Below are 17,681 nucleotides of genomic sequence, written 5' to 3' on the forward strand. Positions count from 1 at the left end.
CGCTACCTGCGAGCGGGGTTGGTAGCGCCGGGCCATGCCCGGCGAGCGCAGCAGCAGGGACGTCAACCCACGATCCGCAGCACGTCATCCAGCAGCGCGGCCGCGGTGACTTCCGCGCCCGCGCCCGGTCCCTGGATCAACAACGGCTGGCGCTGATAGCGATCGCTGTGGATCGCTACCCGGTTGTCGGTGCCCGCGCCCTGTGCCAGCGGATGATCGGCCGGCAGCTCGCGCAGGCCCACCTGGGCACCATTGCCGTCAACCCGGCCGACAAACCGCAGCACGCGTCCGTTGTCGCGTGCCTGCTGCCAGCGCGCCTGCAGCGGCGCATCCAGCTGTTCCAGCGCAGCCACCGCATCCTCCAGCGGCAGCGCTGCCAGTGTTTCGGGTACCAGCGAATCCACCTGCACCTGCGAAGCATCCAGCGCCAGCCCGCTGCTGCGGGCCAGGATCAGCAGCTTGCGGCGCACATCCTCGCCGGACAGATCCAGGCGGGGGTCGGGTTCGGTGTAGCCCGCCGCCAGCGCTTCGCGCACCGCCGCCGAGAACGGCGCTTGGCCGTCATAGCGATGGAACAGCCAAGCCAGCGAACCGGACAGCACGCCCTCGATGGCATGGATGTGGTCACCACCGGCCACCAGCGCGCGCAGGCTGCTGAGCAACGGCAGGCCCGCGCCCACCGTGGCGCTGTCGCCGTAGCGCGCACCGCTGTCGGCACAGCTATCGGCAATGGCCTGTGCGCGTGCCAGCTGCGCGCCACGGCCCAGCTTGTTGGCAGTCACCACGTGCACACCGCGCGCCAACCACTGCACGTGGCGCGCGGCGACGTCTTCACTGGCGGTGGCATCGACCACCACGTCGCCACGCTCCAGCCCTTCGGCACTGGCCCATGGCGGCGAGCTCTGGCCATCACGCGGCGCACGCCGCGCCAGTTCCAGCGGCAGCGCCAGATCACGGTCGATCGCCAGCGCGGTGCGCGAATTGGCCAGCCACTGCACACTGGGCAGCTCAAGCCCGCGCGCCTGCAATGCCTGGTAGCGCTGCACGAAGGCCGAACCAACCGTGCCAGTGCCGAGCAGCGCCAGGCGCCCCGCGCCCAGCGCAGGAATGTCAGCGGCGAGTGCGCTCATGCATCCACCACCTGTTTGCGGCGTGCAGCCGCATCAATCACCGCTTCGGCGCGCCGCAGTGCTGCGCCGAGATCCGCCAGCAGGTCACGCTCGGCCTCGATGCCGACCGACAGGCGCAGCAGGCCTTCGCTGATGCCGGCGGCCGCGCGCGCTTCGGCGGTCATCGCTGCATGGGTCATCGTCGCCGGATGCGCGATCAGGCTTTCGACGCCACCCAGCGATTCGGCCAGGGTGAAGCAACGCAGGCCATCGACGAACGCGCGCACAGCGGCATGCGGATCGTCACCGGCACAGTCTGCCAGTTCGAACGACAGCATCGCGCCGAAACCACTCTGCTGGCGCGCGGCGATGGCATGGCCCGGATGATCTGCCAGGCCCGGGTAGTAGACCGCGCCGACCGCCGGATGCTGATCCAGCAGGGCCACGATCGAGGCGGTGTTCTCCTGGTGCACGCGCAGGCGCGCATCCAGCGTGCGCAGGCCGCGCAGGGTCAGGAAGGCGTCGAACGGCGAACCGGTCAGGCCCAGCGCATTGCCCCACCACACCAGCTGCTCATGCAGTGCCGGATCACGCGCGATCACCGCACCGCCGACCACGTCACTGTGGCCGTTGATGTACTTGGTGGTCGAATGCAGCACCAGGTCCGCGCCGAACGACAGCGGTTGTTGCAGCGCCGGCGACAGGAAGGTGTTGTCGACCACTACCAGCGCACCAGCCTTGTGTGCCGCCTCGATGACGAAGCGCAGGTCGGTGATGCGCAGCAGCGGGTTGGACGGCGTTTCCACCAGCACCAGCTTCGGCTGGGTGGCCAACGCCTGCGCCAGCGCGCGCGGATCGGTCAGGTCAGCGGTGACCAGTTCGAAGTGGCCCTTCTTCGCCAGCGCATTGAACAGGCGCCAGCTGCCACCGTACGCATCGTGCGGCACCACCAGGGTATCGCCCGGCTGCAGCAGCGCGTTCAACACCAGGTTGATCGCGCCCATGCCGGTGGCAGTGATGACGCCACCTGCGCCGCCCTCCAGTTCCGCAAGCGCTTCACCCAGCAGGTCGCGGGTCGGGTTGCCACTGCGCGTGTAGTCGTACTGGCGCTTGTTGCCGAAACCTTCAAAGCTGAAATTCGATGACAGCACGATCGGCGGCGTGACCGCGCCATGCGCAGTATCCCGATCGATGCCCGCACGGACGGCGGCAGTGGTGCGACTACAGGACGGCTCGTTTGCGTGCAGGCTCATGCGGACTCTCCAGAAGTGCGGAAGGCGGTGGCGAGGATCGCGTCGATGCGATCGGTTTCTTTGAGGAAGGCGTCGTGGCCATAGGGCGAGCGCAATACGCGCAGGCTGCCGCGTGGGCCCAGTCCTTCGACCAGGCCGACCAGGTCGGCAAGCGGCACCAGGCGGTCGCCCTCCACGGCCACCACCACGGTCGGCAGCAGAATCGCGGTGGGGTCGACGCGATGCAGGTCGATCGATTCGGACAGGCGCAGGTAGGCGGTCACCGGCGTGCGCGCGACGTACTGCGCACCAGCGGCATCGAGATAGTCCTCGGCGGCAACACGCACGCGGCCATTGATCACTTCCGGTGCTGCGTCGAAGCGCTCGCCGAATTCTTCCGGCGTGCGGTAGCTGAGCATGGCGAACTGCCGCGCCAAGGCCAGGCCGTGGTCTTCACCGCACTGCAGCTGGCCAAGGGCAACCGCACGACGCTGCAGTGCGCGCCAGGCGGCGGCATAGGGATGCGGGCGATGTGCGCCGCTGGCCAGCACCAGTTGGCGCACACGGGCACGATGACGGATCGCGAACTGCTGGCCGACCAGCGCGCCATAGGAATAGCCGACGAACGCCTTCAGCGCACGGATGCCGAGATGGTCCAGCAGCAGCGCCAGTGCATCAGCCTGGTCGGCGGTATCGATCGGCACGTCCAGCGCGCCGTCGGCACCGATGAAATCGAAGGCCAGTACACGCAGCTGCTGCGGATCCAGCGCGCGCCCGCTGCCGACCAGATCTTCGGCCCAGCCCTTCTCGCTGAACTGTGCATTGGACGCCACGTGGCGATGGGCGGAAATGCCGCCTGCCAGCACCACCACCGGCGCGTTGGCCGGGCCGACCCACTCGTAGCGCAGGCGCACCGGGCTGGGGCCGGCGTGACGCATCGACAGCACCGCGGCGAACTCACCGCGCTCGGCATGCACGCGGTCTTCAACCGGCACGCTGACGGGGACAAAGGGTTCGGGGCGAATGGCGGTACTGGCGGCGAAGCTCATGGCGGGATCCGGTTGGGGAATCGGCCATCGAGCCTTCGCAGGGCCCGCGTTCGAGATGCACCTGCGGTGCATGGTTCGAACCATCTTTCGGTGGACGCCACGGTCCCCGCAGGATTTGGCACCTACGCAGTCGCTTGCGCGCCTGCGGGCTGCCCCGGCTTCAAAGGGCCTGTCCCTCTGCCGGTCTCGATGGTGGAGCTACGATGCCAGCCTCTTTCGGGACTGTCAATCCCTTCATGCGGATAAAGCGATAAATGTTTTCAGCCCAGCTGTGCGAAGGCGGTCGCGGTCGTCCCGTTCAGGATCGGCTACAGTTCCGGCGGCCCCTACCCGCTGGAACCGTTGATGCCGCGCCTGCCCCTGACCTGCCTGTTGTTGTCCCTGCTGGCGAGCGCGACGGCAAGCGCCGGCGACTGGCGCCAGGGTTGGGGACTGGTGCCCAAGCCCGCCCCGGCCGCTCCGCCCCCCCGTGGCGAGACCGCCCAGAGCGGCGCGCCGATGGCCCAGCTGCGCCTGCAGCCGATCGGCCAGCAGTGGCAAGCCCGGATCGACAACGCCCTGGCCGGGCCACTACAGGTCGAGCTGCGCGCCGCGCCCGGACACCCTGTCGAGGGCCTGCCGGTACAGTCGCTTATCCAGGGCGACAGCAGCCTGGTGGTCGGCCAACTGCCCGCGCCGGTCAACGGCCGCATACTGGACCTGCGCCTGCAGTCGGTGCCGGGCAACCCGGCCGCACAGGCCGAGGACGTGGCCTATCGCCTGCCCTTCGATGACGCCCGCCCGCGCGTGGACCAGGCACCACAGGGCCGTTTCAGCCACGATGACGAGGAAAACCGCGACGCGGTCGACTTCGCACTGCCCGAGGCAACATTGGTGCTGGCCGCGCGCGAGGGCACGGTGATGCAGATCCAGGACGGCTTCCAGGGCAACGGCCAGGACCGCGAACGCGATGGTGCACGTGCCAACTTCATCCGCGTGCTGCACAGCGACGGCAGCATGGCGCTGTACGGCCACCTGCAGGCCGGTGGCATGCGTGTGCGTCGCGGCCAGGCAGTGCAGGCCGGGCAACCGATCGGCCTGTCGGGCAACAGCGGCTACAGCAGCGCCCCGCACCTGCACTTCGTGGTGCAGGTCAACCGCGGCATGGGCCTGCGCTCGGTGCCGGCGCGGATCTTCGCCGAGCAGGGCCAGCTGCAGTTCGCCCGCGAGGGCGAGGCCGACGGCGGCACCGGGCGCTGACCGGCCCCGGCCGGTATAATCGGGCGCTTATCTCTTTGAAAAGCGCCCCGGGCGGGCGCCACTGCCATGTCCGAAGTCGCCAACGAAGCGTCGCGTCGCCGCACCTTCGCCATCATTTCCCATCCTGACGCCGGCAAGACCACGCTGACCGAAAAGCTGCTGCTGTTCGGAGGCGCGATCCAGATGGCCGGTTCGGTCAAGGGCCGCAAGGCCGCCCGCCATGCCACCTCCGACTGGATGGCACTGGAGAAAGAGCGCGGCATCTCCGTCACCTCCTCGGTGATGCAGTTCCCGTATGAAGGCAAGATCGTCAACCTGCTCGACACCCCCGGCCACGCCGACTTCGGCGAGGACACCTACCGCGTGCTGACCGCGGTGGACTCGGCGCTGATGGTGATCGACGTGGCCAAGGGCGTGGAAGAGCGCACCATCAAGCTGATGGAAGTGTGCCGCCTGCGCGACACCCCGATCATGACCTTCATCAACAAGCTCGACCGCGAGGGCAAGGACCCGATCGAGCTGCTGGATGAAGTAGAGACCGTACTCGGCATCCAGTGCGCACCGGTGACCTGGCCGATCGGCATGGGCCAGCGCCTGAAGGGCGTGGTGCACCTGCTGACCGGCGAGGTGCATCTGTACGAACCGGGCCGCAACTTCACCCGCCAGGACTCGACCATCTTCCCGTCCATCGATGCGCCCGGCCTGGCCGAGAAGATCGGTACACAGATGCTGGCCGAGCTGCGCGACGAGCTTGACCTGGTGCAGGGCGCCAGCCATCCGTTCGACCTCGACGCTTACCGTGCCGGCAAGCAGACCCCGGTGTTTTTCGGCTCGGGCGTGAACAACTTCGGCGTGCAGCCGCTGCTGGACTTCTTCGTCGAGCATGCACCACCGCCGCAGGCGCGCACCACCACCGGCCGGGTGATCGCCCCGGAAGAGAACAAGCTGACCGGCTTCGTGTTCAAGATCCAGGCCAACATGGACCCGCAGCACCGTGACCGCGTGGCGTTCATGCGCATCTGCTCGGGCCGTTTCAGCGCCGGCATGAAGACCTTCCACGTGCGCACCGGCAAGGACATGAAGCTGGCCAACGCGCTGACCTTCATGGCCAGCGACCGCGAGATCGCCGCCGAGGCGTGGCCGGGCGATGTGATCGGCATCCACAACCACGGCACCATCTCGATCGGCGACACCTTCACCGAAGGCGAAGCGGTCACCTTCACCGGCATCCCCAACTTCGCCCCTGAACTGTTCCGTCGCGCCCGCCTGCGCGATCCGCTCAAGCTCAAGCAGCTGCAGAAGGGCCTGGCCCAGCTGTCCGAGGAAGGCGCCACCCAGTTCTTCCGCCCGTTGACCAGCAACGACCTGATCCTGGGTGCGGTGGGTGTGCTGCAGTTCGACGTGGCCGCCTACCGCCTGAAGGACGAATATGGCGTGGAAGCCACCTTCGAGCAGGTCAGCGTCAGCACCGCACGCTGGGTCCACTGCAGCAACGAAAAGAAGCTGGAAGAGTTCCGCGAGAAGAACGCGTTGAACCTGGCACTGGATGCAGCCGGCCATCTGGTCTACCTGGCACCAACCCGGGTCAACCTGCAGCTGGCCCAGGAACGCTCGCCCGACGTGCGCTTCTCGGCCACCCGTGAAGCGGCGCATACCGTTTCGGTAGGCTGAGCCGTGGGGTCGGATCCCTTTCCGCCAGGAAAGGGCTCTGACCCCGGCAGTCGCGGGCGGTTCATCCACGCAACACAGGGATTCCAACACAGGGATTCACTGACCATACGGTGACGGGCGTGCACGCGCCGGCCATCGCGGCGATGATAGGGGGACGCGGGTCCCCCTCCCCGCGACCGATGCCCATGCCCATGTCCACGACGTCCATTGCTTCGATCCGTGAAGAAATCGCCAGCGCCTTGACCCACGGGTTGGGCGCGGTATTCGCCCTGGCCGCCAGTGCGGTGTTGATCACCCTGGCCGCGATCTACGGTGACGGCTGGCAGCTGGCCAGTGCGATCGTGTTCGGTATCGCCCTGTTGCTGCTGTATACCGCCTCCACGCTGTACCACGCCATCCAGCATCCGGTTGCCAAGGGCCGCCTGAAGGTCTTCGACCATTGCGCGATCTACGTGCTGATCGCCGGCACCTATACGCCATTCACCCTGATCGGCCTGCGCGGCCCCTGGGGCTGGGGCCTGTTCACCGCGATCTGGGCGCTGGCGCTGGGCGGCGTGGTTTTCAAACTGTTCTACACCGGCCGTTTCAAGGTGCTCTCAACCGTGATCTATATCGCCATGGGCTGGTTGGTGGTGGTGGCGATCAAGCCGATGTGGGCCTCCATCGATGGCGGCACCCTGGCCTGGCTGTTCGGTGGCGGCCTGTCGTACACGCTGGGCACTTATTTCTACCACCGCGAGTCGATCCCCTATTCGCACGCGATCTGGCACCTGTTCGTGATCGGCGGCAGCGTCTGCCACTTCGTCGCAGTCACCATGCAGGTGCTGTAAGCGCACACGCGCGCGGCTTGTGCACACCACGCACATGGACGCTTCGCGCCCCCTCCACGATCAGGGGGCAACCATGGCAGCGTGAATGCTGCCCCCTCCCCTGCCGCGCCACGCGCATCCCGCTGGCGTTTCCGCCGCCCAGGCCCCCGCGGCCAGCGCTGGTTGGCCGTGCTGGTCTTCGTGCTGGCCGCGATCCTGCTGCTGATCGCGCTGTGGGACTGGAACTGGTTCAAGGGCCCGGTCGAGCGCGCCGTGCAGGCGCGCACCGGCCGTGTGCTGCACATCGGCCACCTGGATGTCGACCTCGGCCGCACAAGCACGATCCGCGCCGATGCGATCACCTTCGCCAATGCAAGCTGGTCGAAGCAGCCGGAGATGGCCACGGCCGACCGCATCGAGATCGATGTGCGGGTGTGGCCCCTGCTGCGCGGCAGCGTGCAACTGCCCGAGGTGCGCCTGACCCGGCCGGATGTACTGCTGGAAACCGCCCCGCGCAAGGATGAACCAGGCAACTGGGATTTCCTCGGGGACCGCTCCGGCGGGACCAGCCCGCAGCTCAAGCGCCTGCGCATCGATGACGGGCGCCTGCAGTTCCTCGACGCTCTGGGCCGCACCGACATCCGTGTGGATGTGCGCAGCGGCCAGCCGAAGCAGGCCGACGCCGCACCACCGCTGCTGGTGCAGGGCAAGGGTCGCTGGCGGGGCAATCCATTCACCCTGCGTGGCGGCACCGAGTCTCCACTGCAGCTGACCGACAGCGATCATCCGTTCCGCATCCACCTCGATGGCCGCGCCGGCGCCACCCATGCGGTGGCCACCGGTACGCTGACCAATCCCTTCCAGCTGCGCGTATTCGACCTGCAGTTTGCGCTCAGCGGCGAGGACCTGGCTGATCTCTATCCACTGCTGGGTATCGCCATTCCACCATCGCCACCCTATGCCCTGGACGGTCGTCTCAAACGCGATCACAACGTCTGGCGCTATGAGCAGTTCACCGGCAAGGTCGGCGACAGCGACCTCGGCGGCAACCTGCAGTTCGAGGTGGGCGGCGCACGACCGCGATTGACCGCCACACTGGAATCCAAGCGCCTGGACTTCGACGACCTGGCCGGTTTCGTCGGTGCGCCACCGAAGACCGGCGGCGGTGAAACCGCGAACGCGCAGCAGAAGGCCGAGGCCGCACGCGTTGCGGCCAGCGCGCGGGTGCTGCCGGATACTCCGTACAACCTGGGCAAGCTGCGCGCGATGGATGCCGACGTCCGCTGGAAGGCCCACCGCATCAATGCACCGTCACTGCCGCTGGATGACATGGATGCGCACCTGTTGCTGGATGATGGCGTGCTGCGGCTGGACCCGCTGAACTTAGGCGTGGCCGGCGGCGATATCCGCAGCACCATCCGCATGGACGCACGCCAGCCGCAGATCGCCACCGCGCTCAAGGCCAGCGTGCGCGGCGTACAGCTGGGCCAGCTGTTCCCTGATGCCAAGCTGGCCGAGCAGGCCAAGGGCGGCATCGGCGGTAACGTGGACCTGAGCGGCCACGGCAATTCGATCGCTGCAATGCTGGGTAGCAGCAGCGGCAAGGTCGGGCTGGCGATGGGGCGCGGCCATGTCGGCAACCTGGTGATGGAACTGGCCGGCCTGGACATCACCGAGTCGCTGAAGTTCCTGGTGACCGGCGACAAGCAGATCCCGCTGCGCTGCGCCTTCGCCGACTTCGGCGTACGCAACGGACTGATGACCAGCCAGGCGCTGGCGGTGGACACCACCGACACCATTCTCATCGGCGAAGGCACAGTCAGCCTGCGCGACGAGAGCCTGGATCTGCTGTTGAAGCCGCGCCCGAAGGACAAGAGCATCCTGGTGCTGCGCTCGCCGCTGCACATCAGTGGCACGTTCAAGGACCCGTCATTCCGCCCGGACTTCAAGGCGTTGGGGATTCGTGGCGCGGTGGCCCTGGCGCTGGGCAGCATCGCGCCACCAGCGGCGTTGCTGGCGACCATCGAACTGGGGCCGGGGAAGGACGCCGACTGCGGGGGGCAGTATGCGAAGTAGAAGCGTTGTTCGCGGCGCCTCGTTTTTCCGCGCGTAGAGCCGGAGCAAGGCGACAGGCAGGACACGCCGTAAATACGTCCCTGTAGGCTCGGTCGGCGCATCCATGCGCCGATCGAGCCCCCATGAATGGGTTTACGGCGTGTCCTGCCCAGCCGCACCCTCCGCCTTCAGATGTATCAGGAAGGCGCTGCTCTCAGCTCTGGCTTTGGCTTCAAAAAGCGGGCCGGCGGGCCGCAGGCCCGCCAGCGAACAACTCACCCCGCCACGATGTACTGCTGCAGCTGATCCAGCTCCCTGCGCTGCGCATCGATCACCGACTTCACCAGGTCGCCGATGGAGATCACCCCCAGTACCTGCGCACCCTCCACCACCGGCAGGTGGCGGATGCGGTAATCGGTCACCAGCTGCAGGCAGTGCTCCACCTGCTCGCCCGGTGACACCGTCACCACCTTGGCCGTCATGATCTCGGCCACCGCTGTATCGCGCGACGAACGATCGCGCAGCACGATCTTGCGCGCGTAATCGCGCTCGGACAGGATGCCGACCAGCCGCGGCCCGTCCATCACCAGCACCGCACCGATGCCCTTCTCCGCCATCAACCGGATCGCATCGATCACCGCCGCATCGGGCGTGACCGCATGTACTTCAGGAGACTTGCCGTCCAACAGTTGCCGTACCGTCGTCATCCGCCTGCCCTCCGAGGGTGGGTTGCAGGGCCGAGTCTGCCACGGCGGATGCTAGCCAGGCGTCAACCAGGTACAACGGCCGCTGCTTGGACTCCTCGTACAGCCGCCCCAGGTACTCCCCGATCAGCCCGAGTGCGATCAGCTGCACGCCGCCCAGGAACAGGATCACCGCCATCATCGTCGGCCAACCGGCAACCCGGTCGCCGTACAGGGCCGCCTTGGCAATCACCCAGACGCCGAACACGAAGGCCACCGCCGCCGTCACCAGGCCCATATAGGTTGCCGCCCGCAGCGGAACGGTCGAGAACCCGGTGATGCCCTCCAGCGCGAAATTCCACAGCCGCCACAGGCTGAACTTGCTGGATCCGGCCACGCGCGCATGGCGGTGATAGGGCACGGCGATCCGCTTGAATCCGACCCAGCTGAAAAGGCCTTTCATGAAGCGATGGCGCTCACGCATTTCGCGTAGTGCACTCAGCGCGCGCGCCGAGAGCAGGCGGAAATCACCGGTATCGGCGGGGATCGGTGTGCGCGAGAGGCGGCCGATCACCCGGTAGAACATCGCAGCTGTGGCGCGTTTGATCCAGTTCTCGCCATCACGCACCAAGCGTGTGCCATAGATGTTGTCGTAGCCTTCGCGCCAGCGCTCAACAAACTGCGGCACCAGTTCCGGCGGATCCTGTCCATCAGCATCGAGAATCATCGCCGCACCTTCGCGCACCAGGTCCAGGCCCGCAGTCAGTGCCGCTTCCTTGCCGAAGTTGCGCGACAGCTTCAACGCCGACACGCGCCCATCGGCCTGTGCCAAGCCCGCGATCACCTCCCAGGTGCCATCGTGGCTGCCATCGTCCACGTACAGGATGTGGCCGTCGATGTCGGGCATTGCGTCCAGCACCGCACACAAGCGCGGATGCAGGCAAGGCAGGGCCTGGGCTTCGTTGTAGGCGGCGATGACGAAAGTAAGGCGTTCACGTGTCATGCCTGGATTGTACGTTGGCAGCAGGCGCCCGGCCTGCCAATCCGCCCGCGGGCGCCTCAATCCTCCGAAAGGTATGACGCTCCACCCAACTGACGCGCCTGGCGCTGGATCCACGCCGCGCGCCGCTGCACATACGGCCCCGGCGCCGCTGCGTTGTAGCGTCGCGGCGCCGGCAGTACCGCCGCCAACCGCGCACTCTCGGCGGGGCTCAGCCGCGCTGCATCCTTGCCCCAGAATTTCTGCGCTGCCGCCTGCGCGCCGTACACGCCATCACCGAACTCGGCGATGTTGGCGTACATCTCCAGGATCCGCTCCTTCGGCCAGAGCGCCTCGATCAGCACCGTGTACCAGACCTCCAGGCCCTTGCGGATCCAGCTGCGGCCCTGCCACAGGAACAGGTTCTTGGCCACCTGCTGGCTGATCGTACTGGCACCGCGCAGGCGCCCGCCCTTGGCATTGTGGTCACGGGCCTTCTCGATGGCCTGCAGATCGAAGCCACTGTGCTCGGGAAAGCGCTGGTCCTCGGCCGCCACCAGCGAAATCGGCAGGCTCGGCGCCATCTGCTCCATATCCCGCCATTGGTAGTGCAGGCGATAGGACCAGTCACCCTCGCCCAGCGCCTCGCCATAGCGCCACAGCATGACCGTGGACAGTGGCGGGTCGATGAAGCGCAGCACCAGCACCTGCAGGCAACTGAAGGCAGCCAGCAGCACCGGCAGCCACAGCAGGCGCTTCCAGTGCCAGCGACGACGGCGTGGCGGAACCGCAACCGCTTCTACCTTGTGCTGCTCTCCCGCTGCCCCCATTACTGGTGCATCCTTCTTCTGTCTGGTTGTCGGCACATTATCCGGCAACCGCCCCTGTTTACGCGCGATGTGAGCCGATGACCGCCAACCCCGATTCCCTGATCCGCTTCCTGCTGCCCGACGCCGGCGTCCGCGGCGTCCATGTGCGCCTGCAGGCGACCTGGCAGGAGATCCTGTCCCACGCCCAGTACCCGGATACCGCCGCCGAGCTGCTCGGCGAGGCCTGCGTGGCCTCGGCACTGTTCACCGGCCACACCAAGATCGATGGCCGCCTGTCGATCCAGCTGCGTAGCAGCACTGCGCTGCGCACCCTGTTCGCCGAATGCACGGCGGCCGGCACACTGCGTGGCATCGCCCAGCTCAGCGAGGGCGCCGACGCGCCGCGCGACCTGTCCAGCCTCGGCGATGACGCCCTGCTCGCCATCACCATTGAAAACCCGGGACTGGACCCGCGCGAGCCGCAGCGCTACCAGAGCCTGGTCGGGCTGACCGCGCCGGAACTGGACGAGGCCTTCGAGGACTACTTCCGCCAGTCCGAACAGCTGCCGACCCGCCTGCTGCTGGTCGCCGACCGCGACGGCGCCGCCGGCCTGCTGCTGCAGAAGCTGCCCGGTGACGAGGGCGACGAGGATGGCTGGGCACGCGCCAGCGCCCTGTTCGAGACCCTGGGCAAGGCCGAACTGCTGGCCACCCCGGCCGAGCAGCTGCTGCACCGGCTGTTCCACGAGGAGCAGCCGGCGCTGCTGGGCGAAAAGCCGCTGTCCTTCGCCTGTTCCTGCTCCCGTGACCGGGTGGCCTCGATGCTGCAGTCGCTGGGCGAGGACGAGGCCCGTGCTGCCGCCGAAGCCAGTGGCGCGGTCGAGGTCCGTTGCGAATTCTGCGGGCGGGAGTATCACTTTCCGTTGACGGAGTTCGGCATACTGTTCCACGGTGCCGAGGGGACTGTACCGGCGCCTGAACGGCTTCAGTAAACGGCTTGTCTTGCATCTGGGGGGATCAAGGCTTGTTAAGAATTCATAAACACCCTAGGATCAAGTTCCCGTATTCGCGGGAACTTCCGTTGTCCGTCCCTGTCTGAACTGGTCCGATGCGTACCTTCCTGCGTCTACCGCTAGCCCTGCTGATCGCCCTTGGCGCGATCACGGGCGTGCATGCGCAGAGCAAGGACACCCGCACCGTTCTACCGGTGTGGAACAAGGGCAGCGGCAAGGTCGAGGCCCTGCTGTACCTTGAACCGACCGGCGAACAGGCCGCCGGCGCGCGCTGGCACTTCGGCCGCAACTCGCTGGATGCCGCCTTCGGGCTGTCGTCCGGCGACTCGCTGGGCCTGCTCTGCAGCAACAGCAGCGGAACCAGCATGAGCGGTCTCGCCAGCCACTGCATGCTGGCCAGCCTCGGCGATGACGATGACCTCAACAGCCGTCGCTTCACCGGCACCGCAGCGCTGAACCGTGGCAACAGCCGACTGGGCATCACCGCCGGCACCGGCCGTGAAACCCTGCCCGCCTGGCTGTCAGGACCGAACAAGACGCCTTCGCTGCGCGCCGAGCAGAACGACCTGACCGTATTCGCGCAGAAGAACATCGGCCGCGAGGGGTTCGTCTCCATCGCCGGTACCTACGCCAAGGCGCGGCTGGTGCCATTGGCCGATGCCTCACCGGCCCTCGTCGACCGCTGGGACAGCAAAAGCCTGAGCATCGGCGCCGGCTATGGCAACTTTACCGGCAGCATCATCGGCCGCGTCATCGACGTACCGGGCAAGCCCGGCAAGTGGGAAGGCCTTGGTATCGGCCTGACCTGGCGCACCCCGTGGTCTGGCCAGCTCACCGTCGGCGCCGAGAATGTGATCAGCCGCGGCAAGAATCCGTTCTCGCCCCGCAACGAGAGCAACGACGACGGCACCGTGCCGTACGTGCGTTACGAACAGGATCTCTGATCCCGCTACGCGGATACCGCAGTGACTTTCTCCCGGGCGCCGAAAGGCGCCCGTTGTATGTGCGCGCCTGGAATCTTCTGAAGGAAATTCCGCCGCGGCAGAGATACTGCGGAAAACATATTGATACGTATCGACACATATCAAAAGAGACTTTTTTCGTCATTCTGCGTTAACAAACGAGGCACCTCGTCATCCCATACAACGTAAACGTTTGATTTTTCTGGAAACAGTGAATTTTTACCAAAATCACAGGTTTGATTAACACAGCTTTAATTCTTGGCGAACGCCCGCTACTATCGGCTCAGCCTCGCGATTTGGGAGCGCTTTTCGCTCCCCCGCCGGGCATTAACCCAGCCAAGATTTCTTGGAGAGAGAGAGCCAATGAAACTCAAGTCCAGCCAGCTGCGTGACGCAGTTGTGATCGCGCTTGTCGCCGGTGCTGCCACCGCGACGGCACATGCCCAGGAAGCCACCAACCTCGACCGTATCGAGGTCACCGGTTCGCGCATCCGTCAGGTCGATACCGAAACCGCCCAGCCCGTTCTGAGCATCAGCCGTGCTTCGATCGAGAAGAGCGGCTTCAAGACGGTTGCCGACGTCCTGCAGAACATCGCAGCCGCCGGTAGCCCGGCCATCAGCCGTTCCGAGCCGCTGTCCTCCGGTGAAGCCGTCGGTGGCTTCTACATCGACCTGCGCAATCTCGGTGCCGAGCGCACCCTGGTGCTGGTCGACGGCAAGCGCCTCGGCGCCAGCGTCAGCGGCCTGCAGGACGTCTCGCAGATCCCGTCGGCCATCGTCGAGCGTATCGACGTGCTGAAGGATGGCGCTTCGTCGATCTACGGCTCCGACGCGATCGCCGGCGTGATCAACATCATCACCCGCAAGAACTTCGAAGGCCTGGAGGCCAATGCCTACGTCGGCCAGTACGGCGAAGGTGACGGCCAGAAGACCAGCTACGACTTCGTGGCCGGCTTCACCGGTGACCGTGGCTCGGTCACCATCGGTGCCGAGTACGCCGAAGAAAAGGAAGTCTGGGCCAGGGATCGCTGGTTCAGCCGTTACTCGCGCACCACCTTCCACCCGGAACAGAACTGGAGCCCGGTCAGCCAGTGGGGCACGATCATCGATCCGGACACCGATGACTGGCTCACCCTGAACCGCGGTGGCGACTACCGCGACGTCAACCAGTATCACGACCAGGACTTCGCCGGCATCACCGGTGATACCAGCAACTCGAACGAGCAGATGCACCTGCTGACGCCGACCAAGCGGCGTTCGGTATTTGCCAATGTCCAGTACGACCTCACCGACAACGTCCGTTTCGTCTCCGACCTGCTGTACACGCGTCGTGAAGCGCAGGCCCAGGTCGCCGGCTATCCGCTGCAGTCTTCTGCCTATTCGCGGCAGGGCGCAAAGTGGGACGCTGACAGCTACTACAACCCGTTCGGCAAGGACATGGGCTTCATGCGCCGTGGCTGGGAAGTGCCGCGCCTGTCGACCAACAAGCTGACCACCTTCCGCTTCACCGGAGCACTGCAGGGCAGCTTCCAGTTCAATGACAAGTACTTCGACTGGGAAGCTGGCTACATCTACCAGAACTCGGAGAACCTGCAGACCCAGACCGGTAACTACAACGTGCTGGCGGTCAACGCAGCTACCGGTCCGTCGTTCTTCAACCCGGCCACCGGTCGCGTCGAGTGCGGCAGTGCAGCTGGGCTGGTGGATGGTTCGAACCCGATCTACGGTTCCGGTGCCGGCGGCTGTATCCCGTGGAATCCGGCCATTCCGGCGGGCCGTACCGGCGACGGTGGCCTGAGCGGCAACCCGGACCTGCAGCAGTTCCTGTTCCCGACCACCAAGAACACTGGTGAAGTCACCACCAAGACTTACTACGCGAACATCGCCGGCAGCCTGTTCACCCTGCCCGCTGGCGACCTGGGCTTCGCGCTGGGCTACGAGTACCGTGAAGACAAGGGCTCCTACAATCCTGACGCCCTGTCGCAGACCGGTTACTCCACCGATCTGGCCGCAGGTCCGACCGGTGGCGGCTACAACGTCAACGAAGTGTATCTGGAGCTGAATGTTCCGATCCTGGCTGACCTGCCGGGTGCCAAGGAACTGAGCTTCAACGCGGCCACGCGTTATTCCAAGTACAACACCTTCGGCAACACCACCAACAACAAGTTCGGTCTGAAGTGGAAGCCGATCGACCAGCTGCTGGTGCGTGCAACCTACGCTGAAGGCTTCCGCGCGCCGACCATCGACAATCTGTACGGTGGCAGTTCGCAGACCTTCGCGTACTTCACCGATCCGTGCGACACGTCGTTCGGCTCGACCGGCGATCCGGCCGTCGCCGCTCGCTGCGCCGCCGCCATCGGCCCGACCGCCAGCACCTTCCGTCAGCTGCGCCAGGGTTATGTGCCTGCCAGCGGACCGGATGAGCAGACGCCGGACCCGTTCAATGCAGTCTCCAATCCGGACCTGACCCCGGAGAAGTCCAAGTCCAAGACCGTCGGCCTGGTGTGGAGCCCGACCTTCGCCCAGGGCCTGAACCTGAGCCTGGACTGGTGGAACATCAAGATCACCAACACCATCGTCACCGACAGCCCGGATGACCAGCTGAACGACTGCTACGTGCTCGGCATTGCTGAACGCTGCAACTCGTTCTCCCGCGATCCGAACCGCCACAACGTGGTCAACCTGACCTATGCACCGCGCAACGCTGGTTACCAGGAAACCGAAGGCTTCGACTTCGATGTGGCCTACCGCTTCGAGACCAGCAGCTGGGGTACCTTCAACGCCAACCTGCAGAACAGCTACGTCAGCAAGAACGTGCTGAAGACCACCAATGCGCAGGAAGTGCCGGTGTCGATCCTCAACGGCTTCGGCAGCAACTTCCGCCTGCGTTCGAACCTGGTGCTGGGCTGGGAGCGTGGTGACTGGGGCGTCACCTGGGGCACCCGCTACTTCTCGGGTGTCAAGGAGCGCTGCTACTACAGCACTGAGTGCACCCTGCCGGACTTCGGCTCGCCGGATCCGGTGCGCGACCGCGCAATGAACGAGCGTGGCTCGACCATGTTCCACGATGTCCAGGTGTCCTGGAACGCCCCGTGGAATGCGACCATCGCGGTCGGCGCACGCAACGTGTTCGACCATTACGGCCCGCAGATGTACTCGGCGCCGAACTCGCAGTACTCGTACTACGGCGGCTACGACATCGGTCGCTTCATGTACATGCAGTACAAGCAGAAGTTCTGATCGATCCACTGATCAGCTGATGCAGCAACGGCCCCGCAAGGGGCCGTTGTTCTTTGTGCCACCGGGCAGGTGGCTGACCGGCGCCCAACAAAAAAGGCCGCAGCAGGGCTGCGACCTTCCAGCAACCTCATCGCAGGGCGCTTATCCGTTCGGAATCAACGTGTCGATCAGGTGTTCGACATACGCCTCGAAATCCTCACGGGCCTGCTTGGGCTGCTGCAGCTGCAGCGACAGCTGCAGGAAGCCGACGTAGGCGGCATAGGCCAGGCGCGCACGATGGCGTGCATCGGTCGAACTGAGCCCTGCCTGACGGAAGGAAGCGATCAGGTAATCCAGGCGACGCTGCGAGACGCGGTCGATCACCGGGCGCACCATCGGGTGGTCCAGCGCCTTCAGCAGTTCGCTGTAGATGATGTGCGGCTGCACTTCATGGGCGACCATCTGGAAGAGCTGGCGCAGGCGCACGCGCGGATCCGGCACGTCTTCGAGGCTGCCGAATACCTGTTCCTGTTCGAACAGTTCCCAGCGCTCCAACGCCGCCTGCAGCAACGCATCGCGCGATGGGAAATGCCAGTAGAAACTGCCCTTGGTCACGCCCAGGCGCCGCGCCAACGGTTCCACCGCGACGGCACCCACGCCTTGTTCAGCAATCAGATCGAGGGCCGCCTGGGCCCAGTCTTCGGCACTCAGGCGGCTGTTGCGGCCGGCGCGCGGTTCGCCGGCAGAAGCGTCAGGTTGATTCATGGGCTGATTTAACCATACGCCGGGGTTCGTTGCAGTACGCGATTGCAGCCGGAACCGTCACAGCGGCGTCCAGATCGCCTCCCGCAC

Annotated in this window: 14 protein-coding genes and 1 riboswitch; of the genes, 7 read left to right on the forward strand and 7 right to left on the reverse strand. The window is 65.9% G+C overall.

Annotated elements, in window-relative coordinates:
- Positions 1-62: 62 nt before the first annotated feature.
- From AC13GA_RS18080 to metX, 3 genes are read right to left on the reverse strand one after another with little or no spacing between them, the layout of a single operon-like run.
- Positions 63-1,130, reverse strand: coding sequence for a homoserine dehydrogenase family protein (locus tag AC13GA_RS18080; protein ID WP_046985063.1), 1,068 nt, complete (start codon positions 1,128-1,130; stop codon positions 63-65).
- Positions 1,127-2,362: an O-succinylhomoserine (thiol)-lyase gene (locus AC13GA_RS18085; RefSeq protein ID WP_136639086.1), complete on the reverse strand. Its 1,236-nt coding sequence runs from the start codon at positions 2,360-2,362 to the stop codon at positions 1,127-1,129. Before AC13GA_RS18085 ends, AC13GA_RS18080 begins: the two co-directional genes overlap by 4 nt.
- Positions 2,359-3,390 carry a homoserine O-succinyltransferase MetX gene (gene metX, locus AC13GA_RS18090; protein ID WP_482998701.1) on the reverse strand — a complete coding sequence of 344 codons (1,032 nt, stop codon included), beginning with the start codon at positions 3,388-3,390 and terminating at the stop codon, positions 2,359-2,361. The genes AC13GA_RS18085 and metX overlap by 4 nt, the downstream gene beginning before the upstream one ends.
- A 77-nt stretch (positions 3,391-3,467) precedes the next feature.
- Positions 3,468-3,586, reverse strand: a riboswitch (SAM riboswitch).
- Positions 3,587-3,735: 149 nt separating this feature from the next.
- Here metX and AC13GA_RS18095 point away from each other — a divergent pair.
- From AC13GA_RS18095 to AC13GA_RS18110, 4 genes are all read left to right on the forward strand, one after another.
- Positions 3,736-4,629, forward strand: coding sequence for a M23 family metallopeptidase (locus AC13GA_RS18095; protein ID WP_482998702.1), 894 nt, complete (start codon positions 3,736-3,738; stop codon positions 4,627-4,629).
- Between the two features lie 66 nt (positions 4,630-4,695).
- Positions 4,696-6,300: a peptide chain release factor 3 gene (locus AC13GA_RS18100; protein ID WP_482998703.1), complete on the forward strand. Its 1,605-nt coding sequence runs from the start codon at positions 4,696-4,698 to the stop codon at positions 6,298-6,300.
- Between the two features lie 191 nt (positions 6,301-6,491).
- On the forward strand, positions 6,492-7,130 hold the full coding sequence (gene trhA, locus AC13GA_RS18105; RefSeq protein ID WP_032972214.1) for a PAQR family membrane homeostasis protein TrhA: 639 nt from the start codon (positions 6,492-6,494) through the stop codon (positions 7,128-7,130).
- A gap of 81 nt (positions 7,131-7,211) precedes the next feature.
- A complete protein-coding gene (locus AC13GA_RS18110; protein ID WP_482998704.1) occupies positions 7,212-9,185 on the forward strand; it encodes an AsmA family protein in 1,974 nt (657 codons plus the stop codon).
- Positions 9,186-9,439: 254 nt separating this feature from the next.
- Here AC13GA_RS18110 and AC13GA_RS18115 read toward each other — a convergent pair whose 3' ends face one another.
- The 3 genes from AC13GA_RS18115 to mtgA are packed head-to-tail and all read right to left on the reverse strand — an operon-like array spanning position 9,440 to position 11,656.
- The gene (locus AC13GA_RS18115; RefSeq protein ID WP_046985058.1) at positions 9,440-9,871 is read right to left on the reverse strand and encodes a CBS domain-containing protein; all 432 of its coding nucleotides are present in this window, start codon (positions 9,869-9,871) and stop codon (positions 9,440-9,442) included.
- Positions 9,831-10,850 (reverse strand): glycosyltransferase family 2 protein, encoded by a 1,020-nt coding sequence (locus AC13GA_RS18120; protein ID WP_046985057.1) that lies wholly within the window; start codon positions 10,848-10,850, stop codon positions 9,831-9,833. Before AC13GA_RS18120 ends, AC13GA_RS18115 begins: the two co-directional genes overlap by 41 nt.
- A gap of 56 nt (positions 10,851-10,906) precedes the next feature.
- A complete protein-coding gene (gene mtgA, locus AC13GA_RS18125; protein ID WP_136639089.1) occupies positions 10,907-11,656 on the reverse strand; it encodes a monofunctional biosynthetic peptidoglycan transglycosylase in 750 nt (249 codons plus the stop codon).
- 77 nt (positions 11,657-11,733) lie between these two features.
- Between mtgA and hslO the strand changes: the two genes are divergently transcribed.
- From hslO to AC13GA_RS18140, 3 genes are all read left to right on the forward strand, one after another.
- A complete protein-coding gene (hslO, locus tag AC13GA_RS18130) occupies positions 11,734-12,627 on the forward strand; it encodes an Hsp33 family molecular chaperone HslO (RefSeq protein ID WP_046987069.1) in 894 nt (297 codons plus the stop codon).
- Positions 12,628-12,743: 116 nt separating this feature from the next.
- On the forward strand, positions 12,744-13,592 hold the full coding sequence (locus AC13GA_RS18135; RefSeq protein WP_046987070.1) for an XOO1806 family protein: 849 nt from the start codon (positions 12,744-12,746) through the stop codon (positions 13,590-13,592).
- Positions 13,593-13,973: 381 nt separating this feature from the next.
- Positions 13,974-16,850 carry a TonB-dependent receptor domain-containing protein gene (locus AC13GA_RS18140; RefSeq protein WP_046987071.1) on the forward strand — a complete coding sequence of 959 codons (2,877 nt, stop codon included), beginning with the start codon at positions 13,974-13,976 and terminating at the stop codon, positions 16,848-16,850.
- 141 nt (positions 16,851-16,991) lie between these two features.
- On the opposite strand, the gene AC13GA_RS18145 is transcribed toward AC13GA_RS18140, so the two are convergent.
- On the reverse strand, positions 16,992-17,594 hold the full coding sequence (locus tag AC13GA_RS18145) for a TetR/AcrR family transcriptional regulator (RefSeq protein ID WP_046987072.1): 603 nt from the start codon (positions 17,592-17,594) through the stop codon (positions 16,992-16,994).
- Between the last annotated feature and the right edge of the window lie 87 nt (positions 17,595-17,681).

The sequence above is a fragment of the Stenotrophomonas sp. 22DLJC03 genome (assembly GCF_056861405.1).